An 18,926-nucleotide genomic window follows, 5' to 3' on the forward strand; every position below is an offset into this window, starting at 1 on the left:
TTGAGCTTTTCTTGATCTCACTCTCCTAACTCGCTATTTTTGATATATTTTGTTACAAAATGATCTTTTTCTATACACATCAATCTTTTGCTCAGATTATGAGTGATTAATTGATGTCTTTTTAGTTATCCACAAGGTTATCTATAAGCACTTAATCACAGCTTTGTTATGCTATGCCCTTGTCTAATAAGGCTTATACAAGAAACATAAAAATAGAGATTTTTTTTCAAAACTATATGCCTCAATATGAGAAAAATTTTTACTAAAATGTCAATATTGATCTACCCTCAATTTTACCGTATCTTGTGTCTAATTCGATTTTAAACCACTACTTCTTGTGTTTTCCCCTCAAATATTGAGACAAAATATTGTCCAGTTCAAACGGTTCACACAGATAACAATAGATGACAATGGAGCTATGCCAACATGAGCGTAATCACTTCAATTCCTGGACAACTTCAGGTGATTAAACGCACCGGCGATGTTGCGGCTTTTGATGCAGAAAAAATTTCTGTGGCGATCGGTAAAGCTTTTTTAGCCGTAGAAGGTCAACAAAGTACTGATTCAAGCCGTATTCATGACCGTATAGAACAATTGACTGAAATGGTCATGAATACATTTAATCGTCGTTTACCGTCAGGCGGCACAATTCATATTGAAGAAATTCAAGACCAAGTTGAACTTGCGCTTATGCGTACTGGTGAACAAAAAGTTGCGCGTTCATACGTAATTTATCGCGACCAACGTGCTGAAGCACGCAAGCAAACTGGTGCACATCATCACCCTACTTTGCAAATCACTGCTGCGAATGGTCAGCTTCAACCGCTTGATCTTGGCACCTTACAAGCACATATAGAAAAAGCTGCTGAAGGTTTAGAAGGCATTGATGTTCAGGCCATCATCGATGAAACCGTTAAAAACTTATATAACGGTGTAAAAGAGTCTGACATCTCAACCACCATGATGATGGCAACTCGTACTCGTATCGAACAAGAACCTAACTACACGTATGTGACTGCACGTTTACTGCGTGACAACTTGGTTGCAACGGGTCTTGAGTTCTTAGGTTTAGCGACAGATACCCCTGAGGGTGACGCTTTAGAAACCTTCTTGAAGAAAGGAATCGAGCTTGACCTTTTATCTCCAGAACTGCTTAATTTTGACCTTGCAAAATTGGCTGCAGCGATCAAACCTGAACGCTCAAACCAATTTACCTATTTAGGTTTACAAACGTTATTCGATCGTTACTTCATCCATTCAGATGGTGTACGTTTCGAATTACCGCAATTGTTCTACATGCGTGTTTCGATGGGTCTTACCCTGAACGAAGAAAACCGTGAAGATCGTGCAATTGAGTTCTATAACTTGTTGTCAAGCTTTGACTATATGGCTTCTACCCCGACGTTATTTAACTCAGGGACTTTACGCCCTCAGTTATCGAGCTGCTACTTAACCACGATTGATGATGACTTGTATGACATCTATGGCGCAATGCGTGATAACGCCATGTTGTCTAAATGGGCAGGCGGTTTAGGTAACGACTGGACACCTGTTCGTGCGCTGAACTCTTACATCAAAGGCACAAACGGTAAATCTCAGGGTGTTGTTCCATTCTTGAAAGTTGCGAACGATACTGCTGTTGCAGTGAACCAAGGTGGCAAACGTAAAGGTGCAGTCTGTGCATACCTTGAAACTTGGCACTTGGACATTGAAGAATTCCTAGAGCTTCGTAAAAACACTGGTGATGACCGTCGTCGTACCCATGACATGAACACAGCGAACTGGGTTCCAGATTTGTTCATGCAACGTGTTTTCGAAGATGGCGAATGGACATTGTTCACACCATCTGAAACACCAGATCTACATGATTTGATGGGTGCAGAATTTGCTGAACGTTATGCTTACTACGAAGGCATTGCGAAAGAAAACAACATGCTACACAAAGTCATTCGTGCGAAAGATTTATGGCGCAAAATGTTGTCGATGTTGTTTGAAACAGGTCACCCGTGGATCACATTCAAAGATGTATGTAACTTACGCTCACCACAGCAACACGTAGGTGTAGTGCATTCATCAAACTTGTGTACTGAAATTACCTTAAACACAAATAAAGATGAAATCGCGGTATGTAATTTAGGTTCAATCAATTTAGTACAACACGTTAAAGGTGGCGTACTCGATCGTGAAAAGCTTGCACGCACAGTAAAAACTGCGGTTCGTATGCTCGACAACGTGATTGATATCAACTACTACGCTGTTCCACAAGCGCGCACTTCAAACATGAAGCATCGTCCAGTCGGTATGGGTATCATGGGCTTCCAAGATGCATTGTATGAAATGAATCTTGCGTATGGTTCTGATGCGGCGGTTGAGTTTGCAGATGAATCAATGGAAGTGATTTCTTACTACGCAATTTCAACATCTAGCGACTTGGCTGTTGAACGTGGCACTTATGAGACTTTTAAAGGTTCACTTTGGGATCAAGGTATTCTCCCAATCGACTCTTTAGAAATCGTGGCGAAATCTCGTCCAGATCGTATGTTTGAAGTAGACCGCACCACACGTTTGGATTGGGATACTTTACGCGCCAAAGTTCAAAAAGACGGTATGCGTAACTCAAACGTGATGGCAATTGCACCAACGGCAACCATTTCGAACATTTGTGGTGTATCCCAGTCTATCGAACCAACCTTCCAAAACTTGTATGTGAAATCAAACCTTTCTGGTGAATTCACAGTGATCAACCCGTACCTTGTACGTGCGTTAAAAGATCGCGGTCTTTGGGATTCTGTGATGGTGAATGACTTGAAACATTTTGAAGGTTCTGTTCAAAAGATTTCTCGTATTCCAGATGAATTAAAAGCAATCTTTGCAACCGCCTTCGAAGTTGAGCCACGTTGGATTGTGGATGCGGCATCACGTCGTCAAAAATGGATCGATCAAGCTCAGTCTCTCAACCTTTACATCTCTGGTGCAAATGGTAAGAAACTCGACATGACTTACAAAATGGCATGGTTACGTGGTCTTAAGACGACTTACTACCTTCGTGCATTGGGTGCAACATCTGCTGAAAAATCAACCATTAATACGGGTGCTTTGAATGCCGTTAAAAACAGTGCTGTGACATCTGCACCTGTTGCGGTGGCTGTCCCTGTAGTTGAAGCGAAAACTGAAACTGCTGATGAAGATTTCGCGCAAGCAGCGCCAGTACCATTGGCATGCTCAATTGACAATCCAGATTGTGAGGCTTGTCAATAATGGAAAATATATCTATGAGTTTAGTGATTATGTTCGTAATCTCTATGATAGTTCTAGTTGGAATACTTAAATTCTAATGCTATCAAAAGAACTTTAGCCTCTTAATTGAGGCTTTTGTTCAACCCATAGATTTTTCATTTTTATAAAATCAAAGGAAAAGATCATGCAACATATGACTCATAACTACATGTTAGGACTCGCAGTGCTGATCTTGGCCTTTATTGTCTTTTATGTACCAATGGTCTACGCCTTTTTAGCCATTCGTAAACAACAACGTAAGCAAAATAAGTAGTGTGGATTTCTGCCCTATCGAATAGCTTTAGTGCTTTCATTGGCAAAACTTAATTTTGCTTACACATAATGAGCGTATAGTAAGACATCCTCCTTTGTAAGATGTCAGAAAACGGATATAAGCAACAAAGAGAGAATTAATATGTCTATCCTAAGTTGGGACGATTTCGAAGATGATTCGCAAAAACCGGCTGCACCTGAACACAAGTCTGCGCCCATCGACACGCAAAAAGCGCTTAATACGCAGATGGTATCTGATGCACTCAACACATCGTCGGATGTGGCAACTACACAACCCCCTCGAACCAGTCAAGGTGGAACAAAACATTCAACCGATTCGCTGGCAAGAGCATCTGCTGCCTTAGAAACGCTAGACGTTGCACCAGGCTTAGAAGAGCTTGAAATGGGTGCACAACGTGTGCAGGTTGATGATAAAGCGATGATCAACTGTCGTGCTGATTTGAACCAGCTTGTACCCTTCAAATATGAATGGGCTTGGCAGAAATATCTAGATGGTTGTGCAAACCACTGGATGCCGCAAGAAGTCAACATGAACCACGACATCGCGCTTTGGAAATCTGAAAACGGTCTAACTCCAGACGAGCGCACCATTGTTATGCGCTCACTAGGATTCTTCTCCACAGCAGATTCTTTGGTTGCAAATAATTTGGTTTTGGCTATTTACCGTCATATTACCAATCCTGAATGCCGTCAGTATATTTTGCGTCAAGCTTTTGAAGAAGCCATTCACACCCATGCCTATCAATACTGTATTGAATCTTTAGGCATGGATGAAGGTGAAGTCTTCAATATGTACCGTGAAGTTCCATCAGTTGCGCGTAAAGCAGCGTGGGGCTTAAAGTATACCCAGTCTTTAAGTGATCCTACATTCCAAACAGGAACGCCTGAAAACGACCAAATTTTGCTTCGTAATTTGATTGCATTCTATTGTGTATTAGAAGGTATCTTCTTCTACTGTGGCTTTAGCCAAATCCTGTCAATGGGGCGTCGTAATAAAATGAATGGTGTTGCAGAGCAATTCCAATACATTTTACGTGATGAATCCATGCACTTGAATTTTGGTATCGACATGATTAACCAAATCAAGAATGAAAACCCAAATCTTTGGACTGCAGAATTCCAAGAAGAAATTATTCAAATGATTCTTGAAGGAACCATGCTTGAAATTGAATATGCACGTGACACGATGCCACGCGGTGTATTGGGTATGAATGCTGCGATGATGGAAGAATATTTAAAATTCATTGCGAACCGTCGCCTAGCACAATTGGGCTTGCCTGAACAATTTGCGGGCGCAAATAATCCATTCCAGTGGATGTCAGAAATGATGGATTTACGCAAAGAAAAGAATTTTTTTGAGACGCGCGTTACAGACTATCAAACTGGCGGAGCTTTAAGCTGGTAAATTATTTTTTCGCGTAAGGCGACATATAAGTTTTCCTTAGCGACAAATGAAATTTCCTTATAAAAAAGCCTACGCTGAACGACACATCAGTTGTCATAAACGACAAAACACCTGTCATAGAACGACATGACAGGTGTCATAGTTAAACGCTGAATTACAGCGAAAAGTGGAAATTAAAATTTCCCTAAAAAATAGAGCCATGAGGCTCTATTTTTTATTCTTTATAAAAGAAAATAATTTTTCAGGAGATTTCCCGCGGAATTATAGTTGATGTGAGATTTTTGACACATATTTAGAAATTGTTACAAATTTCCGTCGTGCGGCACAAAACTGCTCATAAGACGACGCATTGTTTTGTATCATAAGCCCCATCTGTATAGACTGAATCAATCTGCTCATTCAACGGGATTTAATCAAGTAAATCCCCAAGGACTTTCGAATCATTCACATTATTCGTTGTGAGCTGAACAGCTCGTATTTGATGAGGGCTCAATTATATGTGTACCAATTAGTTATACGGTAGATTTTAGGTGTGGGCTTCTTCATTTGGTAATTATATTGCTAAAGATTCCTTTAAGATTAGGTTTGTGCAACAAAGCCCTTTTCAATCTAAAATTTGAATTACCATTATTTCATATTAGCTATATGGATAACTCCATATGTCAAATATAATATATTAGCTATATAGCTAATATATTATGGTAAAATTACTATGACGAGTAGAGTTGAAATTGGTAAAAAAGTTCGAATAGAGCGAAAATCTATGGGTTATACACAACAAAAATTATCCGCATTGATTCGAGTCAATAAAACCACTATCTCTGAGATAGAGAATGGACGCTTTACGGGTTCTTTTGACATATTTGAACGTGTGCTTGATGCAGTTTGTTTACAGTTTGATGTATCTCCAAAGCAACATTCCCTGCCCCATTGGGATGAGATTGAAGATATGTTTGCTGAGGATGACGAATGAATGCACAAACTACTCTTCCAGCCAAAATCACCAATATCACGGTGTGTGCTCGTCAAACTGAATTAGGTGTCTTAATCTATGGTTCAGCTCACCATTATCAACCCACACAAGAAAAACAGCATGTATCACTCACCATGACTCAACGAGGCATGGATGGTTATTCTTCTAGTGCATTACATCCAATCTTTGCTCAGAACTTACTAGAAGGCTTTAATCGCAGATTTATTGCTGAAAAGCTTGCCAGATATGCCAAAGTTAATGACATGTACTTATTGGCAATGCAAGGTAATCAAGGCATCGGAATGCTCTCATACAAAAGTGAGATAAATTTGCCCGAAGCTGAATCTTTGAGCTTAAGTGAAATTCTATCTTATCGTAGTAAAGAACCCCTATTCCCACAGCTCTTAGAGAAATACTATCTCAGAACTTCATTGGCTGGGATGCAACCCAAAGTAAGTATTCCGAATGCGACTACTGTTCAAACTGATAGAACAGTTCAACAAAGGGATTTGATCGTAAAGTCCTTTGATTCTGAATTTCCATTACTCACAGTCAATGAGTTTGTCTGTATGCAGACTGCACAGCATTGTGGATTTGAGCCACCCAAAACGTACTTGTCCGAAAATTTAGAAACTTATGTCATAGAACGGTTTGATAAGTCCAACGATGGGACCAAACTAGGCTATGAAGACTTTACAACACTGATGAAAAAATCAAATGATCCAAGTGCCAAATATACGAGTAGCTATGAAACACTGTTGAAAGCAACTTATCTATATACCTGTAGAATAGCTGAAGTCGAAAAAATGTATAAATACATTGTATTCAACTGCTTAATTGGTAATGGCGATGCGCATCTTAAAAACTTTGCGCTACAATATTCCCCAGATATGAAGAGCATTTTTGTGTCACCACCCTTTGATATTACTCATACCCTGATCTATGAATCAATTGATAATAAAATGGCACTGAAACTTGCTGGTAGCAAAACATTCCCAGATCTTACACATCTCATCAAATTAGCTGAAAGTAGCCAATTTAGAATTAGAAATCCAAAAGCAATTATAGAATCCTTGAGCGAAAATATATTGGATTATCTTCGCATCTCAAATGAGGTTCAATTATTCGATGGATTACGGATATCTATAGAACGTTCAATTTCAAATATTATGACATCAAAGCCTAGTACCCGAAATTATCGACATGATAAAAAGTAGAAATTGATTGGTAAAATAATATCTATAATTCATAGGTATTTATACAGGTTATAAGGTGAAAAGTTACTAATTTTCATTTTTAATATAGCTTAGGTGGTATAAGTATTTATACACAAAACCACCTAAGCCAATAAATAATAAAAAATTAAATTTTACCATGAATGCTCTAACTGAATTCCAAAATTAGAACCGTTAGATGTGCTATAGAAGCTACTGTCTGGATTTGCTAAATCTCGCATTTTTTGTTCAGCTTCATTCCAGAACGCATATGTATAATATAATCTTAGTTCAGGACGGTCATAGTAGCCCGTACCTTTTAAGGTAAATGTTGGCGCAATAGTAATCTTCGTTAAATCTCGCGTCTCGTTTCCTTGTTTTATTTGATCATAACCAATTTCACCTGTTAATTTGAAATGATCATCTAAAACATATGATGTTCTAGATCCAATCGATAACCATTTTGTGTCTTCTTGCTGCGAATAATCATTAATTTGATAAAGGATTTGAGCTTGACCATTAAGTACCTTATTTGGGCTTTGCCAATCCACTACATCAAGCATGCGAAATGATGTATTGTCCCGATCTAAACTCACATTACCCGTATAACTTAGTCCAGTCCCAGCCCCTTCACCATATTGAAACGCTATAGTATTTTTACCATTTAGAATATTTGAAGTAATATTTTGGATAGTGAATGCCCAGCCATCATTCTCATGATCAATATAAGATAATCCAAAATTCAATTCATTCTTATCGTTTAGCTTGATATCACTGACAGTAAAATCATGTCTATTGACATATTTATCCTGAAACAAGTCATCTTTTCTAGAAAATACATAGCTAAGAGCAAACTTATCTAACTTGTAATTGTCAATTCCGAATCCAGTTCCACTTTGATTCCAATAAAAGAAATCAGACATATTAATATCATTTCGATTGTAGTAGCGTCGCCCAGCCCAAAAATTACCACCATTCAAAAATGAGACATTGGTCCAATCCAGATAAATCTGGTTCATTCTGGTATACCCATTATCCCCACTAAATTTCAATGATTTTCCATAATCATTATAAAATTGAACCATTCCATTAATTTTAATTTTTGAATGATCAGAAAGTTCTGCTAACTCCTGTGATGCAAATACCTCTCCGTATTGTTCACATTCATTCCCTAAACGGTATTTTGATAGTGCTCCTGTCAGTTTGAAGCACTCTTGCATATCTCCATGATCAGTACCGCCGATCCCTGTTCGGAAATATCCATTTACTTCAACAGCAGAAACCATCTGTGATGACATTAAAAGTGCAGCACTATACATCCATAGCGTTTTTTTCATTTTTCAAATTCCATTTTTTAGACAAAAATATCCAACTGACCTAAATAAATAGGCCAGAGCAGTTCACTCGTTAAATAAAGATTTGACGAATATTAGTTAGGACGAATCCCTTCAAATGCATTCTGTAATAAATGACGAATTGCATTTTTTTCAATGGGTTCAGGATTCCAGTATGGGTTTGATAATGCAATTTCCGTTGCTTTATCTAGACCAGCCTCAGTTAGACCTAGTTCTGCTAAAGATGTAGGCCCTTCAAGTTCAGAAACAAGATCAAATAATGCATTTGCAGCAGTGCTTTCTGTTGTACCCAAAGCCCGTTTAATCCTTTTCATTGCTTCAGGAACAGCTGTTTCGTTATATGCAATAGCATGCGGAAGAACAACTGTATGAGTCGGAGCATGTGGTAAATTAAAACTTCCACCTAATGTATGGCAAAGTTTATGATGAATCGCCATACCTACATTACCCAGAACATAACCACACAACCAAGCGCCATACAAACACAGACTACGTGCTTCGATATCTTGGTCATTTTTCTTTAATAGTCTTAGCCCATCTGCTAATGCTCTAATCCCCTCTTCAGCCAATAAAGACATAATAGGATTACCATTTTGAGCATATAAGCCTTCAGCGGCATGGGCGATTGCATTAATCCCGCTAGTAATAGACATATCAAGAGGTAAACTTAATGTTAGTTCGGGATCGTAAATAACAGTTTTTGGCAAAACTCTTGAATCTTTTCCTGTTTTCTTGATTCCATTTTCCGTAATTCCATACACTGGCGTCATTTCTGAACCAGCATAAGTTGTTGGAATAGCAAGTATTGGTAAATCATATTCAAGAGCAATTGCTTTACCTAGCCCAGTTGTCGAACCACCTCCTACTGCTATTGCGCAGTCAGCTCCCAATTTTTTTGCAACAGCTACTGCTTCTTTTGCTGTTTCAACAGGAACATGCATGACTGCCTTAGGAAAGATACCTACTGAAGAACTTCCAAGTAAACCTGATATTTTTTCGGCTAACTCTACTTGCTCAGGTGTACATAAAATCAATGCCTTTTTAGCACCTAAAGCTTCAATTTCAGCTTTTAAGTTTTTAAGAGATCCCGCTCCAAAAATTACTCTGCTCTGTGGAATATCGTAAACAAACTCATTTTTCATAAAAATTCCTTATGGTAATGGTGTAGGCTGATACGCATAAAAAAGCCATGCGTTGTTTTCCTTTCGCCAAATTGCTAATGATTTATTCTTTAAAATTTTCTGAATATTTCCAGCGACTAACTCAGAATGCATTTCACCAAATACAAGCGCAACTTCACCGATAATTTGAATTCTAGAAATCGGGTGTTCTATCCATTTATAATCATAGAAACCACCAAATAACTTATCCAAATAAGATTCTTTTGTATCTGTAACTCCACTTGTATGGGTGTATGTCATTTCTGGATGAGCCAGTTTTGCAAAATCTTCATAGCGTCTTTCAACAATTGATTTGAAGCGCTCTTCTTCAAGATTTTTAATTAAAATATCTTCCATTAGGTTTATTACACTCTAGATAACTCAAGATACAATTCATCGTAACTTTTATAAAAAGTGTAAAAAACAACGATTTAGGAAATAATATTTTCATAAATGAAAGAATTCGTTTTAATATATTTAATTACTAAAAATCAATACCTTAAAACAATTAAAGTTTTACAATCTCACCTATTTTATAAATTATTTTTTATGTGAATATAAAAAAGGATCCTAAATATGGACCCTTTTTAATTCAATGTCTCATGAGTAATCTAAGTCATGACTCTTTTAATAATCAGCGCAATACCTTGACCGACACCAATACACATCGAACACAAGGCATACGTACCACCGGTTTGTTCTAACTGGTTTAAAGCTGTCGTCACTAAACGTGCACCTGATGCACCCAGTGGATGACCGATCGCAATCGCACCGCCGTTTGGATTGACTTGCGTAGTCTCATCCGCTAGGCCTAGCTCACGTGTCACCGCGAGTGCCTGTGCTGCAAAAGCTTCGTTTAGCTCAATCACATCCATCTGTTCGATGCTGAGATTGGCTTGTTTCAGTAGCTTTTTGATGGCAGGCGCTGGAGCAAAGCCCATGATGCGCGGTTCTACCCCAACTGCTGTTGAAGCAATGATTTTGGCACGCGGTTTGAGTTGGTACTGTTCAACAGCTTGTTCTGAGGCAATCAGTACAGCAGCTGCACCGTCATTGATGCCTGAAGCATTCCCCGCAGTGACGGTGCCTTCTGCTGTCACCACTGGCTTCAGTTTTGCCAAAGCTGCTAATGTGGTCGATGCACGTGGATGTTCATCGGTATCGACCACAATTGGATCACCCTTACGCTGTGGAATATTCACAGGGATGATTTCATTTTTAAAAAAGCCTTGAGCTTGCGCGGTTGCAGTGCGCTGTTGACTCGCCAAGGCAAACTGGTCTTGATCTGCGCGATCAATATTAAATTGTTGTGCCACGTTCTCCGCGGTTTGCGGCATGGTTTCGACACCATACATTGCTTTAAGCTTAGGATTGATAAAACGCCAGCCCATGGTGGTGTCTTCAATCTTCTGGCTACGGCCATACGCTGTTTCTGATTTATCCATCACAAAGGGTGCACGAGACATGCTTTCCACACCACCTGCAATGATCAAGTCGGCTTCACCCGCTTTAATTGCACGGGCTGCCATGGCAATCGCATCTAGTGATGATCCACATAAACGGTTCACAGTCGTGGCAGGAACTTCAACAGGTAAACCTGCAAGCAGTGCTGACATGCGACCGACATTACGGTTGTCTTCACCCGCTTGGTTGGCACAGCCGTAGATCACATCATCGACTTGGGTCCAATCCACACTAGGGTTGCGTTGCATCAAGGCTTGAATCGGCACTGCACCCAAGTCATCAGCACGTACGGGAGCGAGTCCACCTGCATAACGTCCGAATGGGGTACGAATAGCGTCAATAATGTAAGCGTTTTTCATTTAAATTTTGTCCTTTATCTAAAATCCCTCCCAGCCTCCCTTTGATAAAGGGAGGAGTTCCCCTCTTTGAAAAAGAGGGGTTAGGAGAGATTTATTATCCCTGCGTCGCATCCACTAAAATTGCACCAGTCATCACCTGCAATTCTGCAAAGCTTAAACCCTCGACTTTCTCGATTACTTTAAGACCGTCTGCTGTCACATCAATCACGCACAGATCGGTGTAGATCCGATCCACACATTTCAAACCTGTTGCTGGATAGCTCAATTCAGCAACGATCTTTGGTTCACCTTGTTTGGTGACATGATCGGTAGTGATAAACACTTTCTTAGCACCGACAGCTAAGTCCATCGCACCGCCCACCGCAGGAATCGCATCAGGTGCGCCTGTATGCCAGTTGGCTAAGTCACCATTCGCTGCCACTTGAAAGGCACCGAGTACCGCAATATCTAAATGACCACCACGCATCATGGCAAAAGAATCACCATGATGGAAAAAGCTACCACCTTGCAGCATGGTCACATATTCTTTACCCGCGTTGATCAGTTCAGGGTCTTCTTGACCTTTTTCAGGTGGTGGACCAAAAGCCAATAAACCATTTTCAGAATGTAAGAACACGTCTTTGTCTGAAGGGAGGTAGCTGGCAATCTTAGTGGGCAAACCAATGCCTAAATTGACATAAGCACCATCGGGAATATCTTGCGCCACACGTTCTGCAATTTGGTTACGGCTGAGTTTTTGATAGCTCATGATGTTCTCCCGATTATACAGCAACAGGTTCAGGTTGAACCTGCACCACGTGTTGAACAAAAATACCTGCGGTGATGATGTGTTCAGGGTCTAAAGCACCCAAGTCCACCACTTCAGAGACTTGTGCAATGGTCACACCCGCAGCCATCGCCATAATCGGGCCAAAGTTACGTGCCGATTTGCGATAAACCAAATTACCCCAACGGTCGCCTTGCTGGGCTTTAATCAAAGCAAAGTCGGCTTTGATTGGATACTCCAGTACATAATCTTTACCATCGATGTGACGGGTTTCTTTGCCTTCGGCCAATAAAGTGCCGTAGCCAGTTGGGGTGAAGACTGCGCCCAGCCCCATACCTGCTGCTTGAATACGACATGCCAAATTGCCTTGAGGAACCAGCTCTAACTCAATTTTTCCTGCACGATAGAGTTCATCGAAGACCCAAGAGTCGGACTGACGCGGGAACGAACAAATGACTTTTTTCACTGCGCCGGCTTTCAGCAGCTTTGCTAGACCATAATCACCATTACCAGCATTGTTGCTAACAATGGTAAGGTCTTTAATCCCGAGTTGAATTAAGCCATCAATCAGTTCAGCAGGCTGTCCTGCTGTACCAAAACCACCAATCATGATGGTTGAGCTGTCGGTGATTTGGGAGAGCACTTTCTCAAGGGATGCTGCGCTTTTATCTATCATTAGGCAGCCTCAACCTTTTGTTTATTTAAAATGAAATCAAAATTTAATGTATAAAAAGGATGACTTTGATATTCGCCATTTGGAGCAATTCCACTTTCATGTTTAACCCATTCCGCAATTAGAGAAGTACGCACCCCAAAAACCGCATCAGAATCTAAGTAATCACTTCCGTCTTTAAATACATGAGTAACTAACCGCTCATAACCAAGAGCAGAGATCATGAAGTGCAAATGAGCGGGTCTCCACGGATGACGATTTAATGCTTCGAGCATTTTTCCGACAGGGCCGTCATGCGGAATTGGATAGGCTTCAGGAACAATCGTTTGAAAGTGATATTTTCCATCTTCATCAGCATGAAAAACAGCTCTACCTTGATATTTATCAAGATTTTCTTTTTGTACATCGTAAAAACCATCATCATCTGCTTGCCAAGCTTCAATCTCTGCATGAGGAATAATTTGACCATCAATACCTTTAATGACGCCATTAACAAACCATGAAGTACCTTTTACCCCTTCACTCATATTGCTGCCAAGCTCTAAATGTGGGGCATCTTGGACATGGAATGGCCCAAATACTGTTGCTTCAGTACAGCCAATTGGTTTCTTATGATTTTGGGCAATGACTAAAGTAGATAGCCCTAAAGTGTCAGATAAAAGAATAAATTCTTGACGAGTTGGGCTACAAATTTGACCTACCTCTGTTAAGAATTTTACACCTATTTCCCATTCTTCTTCAGTTAACTGAACTTCTCGAGCAAACGAATGAAGATGTTGCACTAAAGAATGCATTACATCTTTTAAGCGCTCATTTGAAGAGGAAGAATTTCTTTCAATAACGGCTTGAGTGATTGTTCTTTCATCTAAATTTTTCATAATTTTTCCATAAAATGAATCTAACTCCTATAAATCTCATGCTAAGCTGTTAATTATTGAAATAAAATATTGGTTAAGAAAATCTTTATTTCATTTAGGAAATAATAGGAAGGGATTGTATGGACAGATTGACGAGCATGGAGTTATTCGTTGCTGTTGCAGAGCTTGGAACACTTAATAAAGCAGCAGAAAAATTAGACATATCTAATGCTGCAGCAACAAGGCACATTACTTCACTAGAAAATAGACTTAATGTCAGATTGATTGAACGTACTACTCGTCGATTATCATTAACAACGATTGGAATTGAATATTATAAAAAGTGTAAAGACTTACTTTCTGAAATTGATCAAGCGGAATCGTCGATTAGCTCTGCTGCGGTTGAACCAGAAGGAACAGTCACAATCACATCTTCAATTTCTTTTGCGATTATGCACATCACCCCATTAATTCCTAAATTTAATAAACTTTACCCTAAAATAAAAATAAATTTAATTGGTGCAAATCGCTACCAAGACATCATTGATAGCAATATTGATATTGCAATTAGGACTCGTGAATTCGAACCAGATTCCAATCTAACGATTAGAAAACTTGCCACTACACATCGAATTTTAGCTGCCTCTTATGACTACATAAAGCGAAAAGGAAAACCTAAAACTATTGAAGAACTTCAAGATCACGATATTTTGCTTTATAGCCATGCAAACAATCCGCGGATATTAAGTCTCAGTAAAGATAATGAAATTAAAAATTTCGCATTAAATCCAATTATGGAAACAAATGATGGTCAAATCGTAAGATCTGCAGCATTGAATGGTGCTGGAATTCTCATTCAACCGCTATACATTATTTATCAAGACATTGTTGAAGGAAGGTTAATTCCAATATTAACGGACTGGAAACTTCCTGAACTTAATGTCAACATTGCTTTTCAAAGCAGACAATTTATGCCTATAAAAAATAGATTATTTATAGACTTCTTAATTGAAGATTTCAAAAACAAAGAATACGAACGCTATTGGAGTTCTATTCAATAAATTGGGTTCATTCCAATAATTAAGTCACCATTTCCTTAAAATCGTTCTAGGTAGAATATTCATAAATGATTATTTCAAAATTGAAATAATCATTTCCTTAAAAGTTCTTTATACACATATTAGAAAAAGATAACTTGCATGTATTCAAAATTGGAAAGTTCTTTACAGGAGTTTTATTGTGCAAAAAGATAAATTAAAAGTTGCGTTGTTAGGAATTACACATCCGCACACATCTGGACGAGTAAAAGCACTTCAACGCCGTCAAGACATTGAAATTTATGGTGCAGCAGACCAAAGTGAACTTCTAAAACCCTTCTGTGATGCACTAAATATTGAAGTACGAACAAAAGAAGATATTTTAAGTAATCCAGATATTGATATGGTTCTTGTCCATTCAAAAAGCTATGAAATGGCAGATCTAACCATTGCAGCTTTACAAGCAGGTAAAGCAGTTTTAGTTGAGAAACCTGCTGGTCGTGGTGTAGCAGATACACAACGAATTGTTGATGCAGTCAATGAATATAATGGTTTCGTTCAAGTTGGGTATTGCTGGCGTTTTGCTCCATCTATCAACACAATGCATGATTCCATTCAGCAAGGTAAAATCGGTAAAGTATTACAAGTCCGCGCCCATGCTGGATGTTCTCATAATGAAGCAGAAACCGCACATATGAGACAACCTGGCGATCTTGGTGGTGCTTTCTTTGTAATTGGTTGTCATTTATTTGACCGAGTTCTTCATCATTTTGGCATGCCTAAATCTGTTAATGCTCGCATCACCAAATTTAAAGATTTTAAAGGTGAAGAATCGCGTGAAGATGCTGCTGGTGCCATTCTTAATTATGACGATAAAATTGTCGTCGTAGACTTCATGTCATGGGATGTTCTACCTTGGACAGAAAGCTGGGATATGACAGCTTATGGTACAGAAGGCATTATGTCTTCACGCTCATTACCTTCATCTTATAAACTTTACCAAACTGGTAACGTGGAAGGTACAACAGAAGGTTGGACAGAATGGCATGAAACTAGCTTCCCTGAAATTTGGGCAACCAAAAAAACTGAATATTCTCCAGATATTGCAGAAATTGGTAATCCAATCTATTTTGATCGTGAATTAAATGCTTTTCTAGATTCATATTTGAATGGGAAACCTTCACAAGTTCCTGCTACTCAAGCACACAATATCTCCATCCTTCTCGCAGCATTATTTGAATCTGCTGGTAACAATGGTAATGAAGTCTTTTTATAATCATTGAATAAAAATGCAGCTATTTATAGTTGCATTTTTACTGCTATTTGAGGTTTTATGAATAAAGAAATTAGAGTTGTTGCTAAATTAGCAATTCAACAAGAACACATTAATCAAGTTATTGAAGTATTTAAAGTGCTCGTTAATAAGACCCGTAAAGAGTTCGGTTGCTTACAATATGATTTACATCAAGAGGTACATGATCCTGCTACATTAATCTTTTTTGAGAAATGGGGAACGATGGATGACCTGAATAAACATTTAAAAACAGCGCACTTTATTGCCTGTTTTAAAGAAGTTGGAAGTATGGTTGAGCATAATGAAACCCGCATTCTAGAGAAAATATAACAGTATATCCAACGTGTTAGTCAGAATATCAATACATAAACTAAAGAATAGTTAAACCTCAACCCTAATATTTAGAAAGTTGCCTTTTAGTATTATAAGATAAGAGGTAATCTTTTTCTAAAATTTAAGTTTTGTGAATAGATTTTTCAACAAAGAAAGCGATACTTAGAATAAGTAATCCGCTTAAACTTAATATTGAGCCAATCCAGATGGGTGCTAGCCATCCCATATCATGAGTCAATACCCAGCCACCTAAAAAAGCACCGAGGGCATTGGCTAAGTTAAATGCAGAGTGATTAAGTGAAGCAGCTAATCCCTGTGCATCACCTGCAACATTCATAAGACGCATTTGTAGGGTATTACTTAATCCAATAATTGTCATTCCGATTGCAAATAGACCAGCAATAGCTGTATAAATATTATCCATAAATAAACTCACTAAAATAAATGTGAGTGCAGAACTTATTAAAATACCAACAATGGTTTTATTTAGATTTTTATCAGCGAAATGGCCAGCTAACAACCCTCCGATCACCATGCCAACTCCCCAAATCGCAAGCGCAATAGGAACAATCGAAATATCGGCATGAGTATATTCAGTGAGGATTGGAGAAATATAGCTGTATACAGAAAACATTCCGCCAAATCCAAGAGCCCCAACGGCAAGAGTCAACCACATATTGATGTTTTTAAGACCGGCTAATTCATTCTTTATACTTGCTGTTTTATGAACAGGAATATTAGGAACAAAAAAGATAATCGCAATGAGTGTGATAAAGGCGATAGCTGCCGAAAACTCAAATCCTGATCGCCAACCAAATTGTTGCCCCATCCATGTTGCCAAAGGGACACCAACGACAGTCGCCGTAGTGAGTCCCATCATCATGAAAGCAACGGCTGTAGAGCGCTGCTTAGGATTTGCAAGTTGAGCCGCGACCAAGGCACCTACACCAAAATATGCGCCATGTGGAAGCCCTGCAATAAATCGGGATAATAATACTGTTTCTGGGGTATGAGCTAAAGCTGTCAAAGCATTTGCAATACCGTAAAACAACATGAGTATAAGGAGTAAAGTCTTACGAGGAAGCTGGGCACTTGAGATAGCAATAATGGGGGCACCAATCACCACGCCTAAGGCATACGCACTAATAAAATAACCAGCATCAGGAATAGAGACCTGTAAATCTTCCGCAATTTCCTGAATTAGGCCCATCGCTACAAATTCAGTTGTACCGATACAGAATCCTCCAATTGCAAGAGCGAGGATAACGGCAAAAAGTGAATATGAGTGAGGTAAGGTAGGATCAGATGTCATAATAGGCAAAGAGAATATTCAGTTATAGTTTAAAGATAAAACGAGCCTAGAAAGTTAATTATTAAATCCACAGAAGCTATCAGCAGGTTTTGGATAGCAACCTTGAATTATGTATTGATTCAACATAATGCTTTCAAAACTGTCACACCTCATGTTTAAATTCGCCGAGCTTTAATTAAATATTTTATAAACAAAATAAAATCGACGTTTTTAAAACGTATTTTTGAAACCCCAATAGCTTAAAAATTACTATTGGGGTAAAAGCTATTAAGCTGTTACAGAATTGAATGCATTGATTGTGGTTTCATATGCATTTTTTGCCATTTCTTCAAGTGTTAAAATACGGTGATCTTGAGAAATTAGTTCAACGCCATAATAAGACTGGCTAAACCCTGCTTTCTTAATTTCATTTAAAAATAATGGAATATCAAAAGATCCTTCACCACACAATTTACGATGATGAGTTGAATCATTAAAAAGATCGCCTTGTATATCTTCAGCTGCATCATTAAGTTCAACAGACTTGAGTAAGTGTGTCGGAACCATACTAATTTTTTCAAAATCAATATTTCCACGTGCTAAATGCCAAATATCCAAGCACAGACCACCGTTGGCATCTCCAGTATCAACAACTTTCAAACCATCTTCTAAAGTAGCCAATCGAGAGAACGGCATAATTTCTAATGCAACATTTGCATTCACTTGAGCGACTTGTTTACATAACTTTGAGAACTCATCTGACATGTTTTCAAGAGTATTCGGTGAGTTTTCGAATGGTCTAGCACCAACTTTTAAATTACACATTCCTAACTCTGCACCGAGTTCGATCATTTTAGATCGTTCATAGTCAGACACATTTCTTGCTTCACCATCTAGATACCAATCGAGTAAAATTTCAAGCTCAAAATATTTGATATCATTGTCTTTAAATAACTGACGGATAGTTGCAAGACTATTCTGCGCCAAAGTCGCTTGAAGATCACTCAGTACAAGGCCAATCCCTTTCCACCCTGCTTTTGAAGCAGCTTCAACTCGCTGTTGTAAGGTAAATGGACTAATTTCTGTTGGAGCACCGGGGTATACATTCCCAGCCAAAGTCCAATAAGCAGCTAATAAATCTGGTTTTTTCATAAAATATTTCCTTTAATTTGTGT

General features: G+C 38.7%; 17 protein-coding genes and 1 pseudogene. 8 read left to right on the plus strand and 10 right to left on the minus strand.

Going from position 1 to position 18,926, the window contains the following annotated elements; genetic code table 11:
- Window positions 1–426 precede the first annotated feature (426 nt).
- The 3 genes from GA0116959_RS01160 (at window position 427) to GA0116959_RS01170 (ending at window position 4,975) form a co-directional block, all read left to right on the plus strand.
- Complete coding sequence (locus tag GA0116959_RS01160; protein ID WP_092717437.1) at window positions 427–3,258, plus strand: ribonucleoside-diphosphate reductase subunit alpha; 2,832 nt, start codon at window positions 427–429, stop codon at window positions 3,256–3,258.
- A 163-nt stretch (window positions 3,259–3,421) separates the two neighbouring features.
- The gene (locus GA0116959_RS01165; RefSeq protein ID WP_092717440.1) at window positions 3,422–3,550 is read left to right on the plus strand and encodes a preprotein translocase subunit YajC; all 129 of its coding nucleotides are present in this window, start codon (window positions 3,422–3,424) and stop codon (window positions 3,548–3,550) included.
- A gap of 141 nt (window positions 3,551–3,691) precedes the next feature.
- A complete protein-coding gene (locus GA0116959_RS01170; RefSeq protein ID WP_053578578.1) occupies window positions 3,692–4,975 on the plus strand; it encodes a ribonucleotide-diphosphate reductase subunit beta in 1,284 nt (427 codons plus the stop codon).
- A gap of 346 nt (window positions 4,976–5,321) precedes the next feature.
- Here the strand turns inward: GA0116959_RS01170 and GA0116959_RS14155 are convergent.
- A pseudogene (locus GA0116959_RS14155) lies at window positions 5,322–5,456 on the minus strand (transposase); the annotation flags it as partial.
- 231 nt (window positions 5,457–5,687) lie between these two features.
- Between GA0116959_RS14155 and GA0116959_RS01175 the strand changes: the two are divergent.
- Window positions 5,688–5,948, plus strand: a complete 261-nt coding sequence (locus GA0116959_RS01175; RefSeq protein ID WP_092717443.1) for a helix-turn-helix domain-containing protein — start codon at window positions 5,688–5,690, stop codon at window positions 5,946–5,948.
- Entirely contained in the window at window positions 5,945–7,165 is a 1,221-nt protein-coding gene (locus tag GA0116959_RS01180; protein WP_092717446.1) for a type II toxin-antitoxin system HipA family toxin, read from the plus strand. Before GA0116959_RS01175 ends, GA0116959_RS01180 begins: the two co-directional genes overlap by 4 nt.
- Before the next feature lie 152 nt (window positions 7,166–7,317).
- Here the strand turns inward: GA0116959_RS01180 and GA0116959_RS01185 are convergent, their stop codons facing one another.
- The 7 genes from GA0116959_RS01185 to GA0116959_RS01215 all read right to left on the minus strand — a co-directional run bounded on the left by GA0116959_RS01185 (window position 7,318) and on the right by GA0116959_RS01215 (window position 13,817).
- Complete coding sequence (locus GA0116959_RS01185; RefSeq protein WP_092717449.1) at window positions 7,318–8,499, minus strand: maltoporin; 1,182 nt, start codon at window positions 8,497–8,499, stop codon at window positions 7,318–7,320.
- A gap of 92 nt (window positions 8,500–8,591) precedes the next feature.
- On the minus strand, window positions 8,592–9,659 hold the full coding sequence (locus GA0116959_RS01190; protein ID WP_092717452.1) for a maleylacetate reductase: 1,068 nt from the start codon (window positions 9,657–9,659) through the stop codon (window positions 8,592–8,594).
- A gap of 9 nt (window positions 9,660–9,668) precedes the next feature.
- Window positions 9,669–10,034: a nuclear transport factor 2 family protein gene (locus GA0116959_RS01195; protein WP_092717455.1), complete on the minus strand. Its 366-nt coding sequence runs from the start codon at window positions 10,032–10,034 to the stop codon at window positions 9,669–9,671.
- Between the two features lie 254 nt (window positions 10,035–10,288).
- On the minus strand, window positions 10,289–11,500 hold the full coding sequence (gene pcaF, locus GA0116959_RS01200) for a 3-oxoadipyl-CoA thiolase (protein ID WP_092717458.1): 1,212 nt from the start codon (window positions 11,498–11,500) through the stop codon (window positions 10,289–10,291).
- A gap of 94 nt (window positions 11,501–11,594) precedes the next feature.
- On the minus strand, window positions 11,595–12,248 hold the full coding sequence (locus GA0116959_RS01205; RefSeq protein ID WP_092717462.1) for a 3-oxoacid CoA-transferase subunit B: 654 nt from the start codon (window positions 12,246–12,248) through the stop codon (window positions 11,595–11,597).
- Between the two features lie 13 nt (window positions 12,249–12,261).
- Window positions 12,262–12,942 carry a 3-oxoacid CoA-transferase subunit A gene (locus GA0116959_RS01210; RefSeq protein WP_092717465.1) on the minus strand — a complete coding sequence of 227 codons (681 nt, stop codon included), beginning with the start codon at window positions 12,940–12,942 and terminating at the stop codon, window positions 12,262–12,264.
- On the minus strand, window positions 12,942–13,817 hold the full coding sequence (locus GA0116959_RS01215; RefSeq protein WP_092717468.1) for an intradiol ring-cleavage dioxygenase: 876 nt from the start codon (window positions 13,815–13,817) through the stop codon (window positions 12,942–12,944). The genes GA0116959_RS01210 and GA0116959_RS01215 overlap by 1 nt, the downstream gene beginning before the upstream one ends.
- Before the next feature lie 119 nt (window positions 13,818–13,936).
- Between GA0116959_RS01215 and GA0116959_RS01220 the strand changes: the two genes are divergently transcribed.
- The 3 genes from GA0116959_RS01220 (at window position 13,937) to GA0116959_RS01230 (ending at window position 16,457) form a co-directional block, all read left to right on the plus strand.
- Entirely contained in the window at window positions 13,937–14,857 is a 921-nt protein-coding gene (locus GA0116959_RS01220) for a LysR family transcriptional regulator (RefSeq protein ID WP_092717471.1), read from the plus strand.
- Between the two features lie 178 nt (window positions 14,858–15,035).
- The gene (locus GA0116959_RS01225) at window positions 15,036–16,109 is read left to right on the plus strand and encodes a Gfo/Idh/MocA family protein (protein WP_244878542.1); all 1,074 of its coding nucleotides are present in this window, start codon (window positions 15,036–15,038) and stop codon (window positions 16,107–16,109) included.
- A 57-nt stretch (window positions 16,110–16,166) separates the two neighbouring features.
- Complete coding sequence (locus tag GA0116959_RS01230; protein WP_092717477.1) at window positions 16,167–16,457, plus strand: putative quinol monooxygenase; 291 nt, start codon at window positions 16,167–16,169, stop codon at window positions 16,455–16,457.
- Between the two features lie 124 nt (window positions 16,458–16,581).
- On the opposite strand, the gene GA0116959_RS01235 is transcribed toward GA0116959_RS01230, so the two are convergent.
- The gene (locus tag GA0116959_RS01235) at window positions 16,582–17,772 is read right to left on the minus strand and encodes an MFS transporter (RefSeq protein WP_092717480.1); all 1,191 of its coding nucleotides are present in this window, start codon (window positions 17,770–17,772) and stop codon (window positions 16,582–16,584) included.
- 267 nt (window positions 17,773–18,039) lie between these two features.
- A complete protein-coding gene (locus GA0116959_RS01240) occupies window positions 18,040–18,903 on the minus strand; it encodes a sugar phosphate isomerase/epimerase family protein (RefSeq protein ID WP_092717483.1) in 864 nt (287 codons plus the stop codon).
- Window positions 18,904–18,926: the final 23 nt, after the last annotated feature.

Source organism: Acinetobacter albensis (assembly GCF_900095025.1).
GTDB lineage: Bacteria > Pseudomonadota > Gammaproteobacteria > Pseudomonadales > Moraxellaceae > Acinetobacter > Acinetobacter albensis.

Coding starts and splice junctions, on each gene's coding strand:
- GA0116959_RS01160 (WP_092717437.1), top strand. CDS start 427: ATGAGCGTAATCACTTCAATTCCTGGACAACTTCAGGTGATTAAACGC.
- GA0116959_RS01165 (WP_092717440.1), top strand. CDS start 3,422: ATGCAACATATGACTCATAACTACATGTTAGGACTCGCAGTGCTGATC.
- GA0116959_RS01170 (WP_053578578.1), top strand. CDS start 3,692: ATGTCTATCCTAAGTTGGGACGATTTCGAAGATGATTCGCAAAAACCG.
- GA0116959_RS01175 (WP_092717443.1), top strand. CDS start 5,688: ATGACGAGTAGAGTTGAAATTGGTAAAAAAGTTCGAATAGAGCGAAAA.
- GA0116959_RS01180 (WP_092717446.1), top strand. CDS start 5,945: ATGAATGCACAAACTACTCTTCCAGCCAAAATCACCAATATCACGGTG.
- GA0116959_RS01185 (WP_092717449.1), bottom strand. CDS start 8,499: ATGAAAAAAACGCTATGGATGTATAGTGCTGCACTTTTAATGTCATCA.
- GA0116959_RS01190 (WP_092717452.1), bottom strand. CDS start 9,659: ATGAAAAATGAGTTTGTTTACGATATTCCACAGAGCAGAGTAATTTTT.
- GA0116959_RS01195 (WP_092717455.1), bottom strand. CDS start 10,034: ATGGAAGATATTTTAATTAAAAATCTTGAAGAAGAGCGCTTCAAATCA.
- pcaF (WP_092717458.1), bottom strand. CDS start 11,500: ATGAAAAACGCTTACATTATTGACGCTATTCGTACCCCATTCGGACGT.
- GA0116959_RS01205 (WP_092717462.1), bottom strand. CDS start 12,248: ATGAGCTATCAAAAACTCAGCCGTAACCAAATTGCAGAACGTGTGGCG.
- GA0116959_RS01210 (WP_092717465.1), bottom strand. CDS start 12,942: ATGATAGATAAAAGCGCAGCATCCCTTGAGAAAGTGCTCTCCCAAATC.
- GA0116959_RS01215 (WP_092717468.1), bottom strand. CDS start 13,817: ATGAAAAATTTAGATGAAAGAACAATCACTCAAGCCGTTATTGAAAGA.
- GA0116959_RS01220 (WP_092717471.1), top strand. CDS start 13,937: ATGGACAGATTGACGAGCATGGAGTTATTCGTTGCTGTTGCAGAGCTT.
- GA0116959_RS01230 (WP_092717477.1), top strand. CDS start 16,167: ATGAATAAAGAAATTAGAGTTGTTGCTAAATTAGCAATTCAACAAGAA.
- GA0116959_RS01235 (WP_092717480.1), bottom strand. CDS start 17,772: ATGACATCTGATCCTACCTTACCTCACTCATATTCACTTTTTGCCGTT.
- GA0116959_RS01240 (WP_092717483.1), bottom strand. CDS start 18,903: ATGAAAAAACCAGATTTATTAGCTGCTTATTGGACTTTGGCTGGGAAT.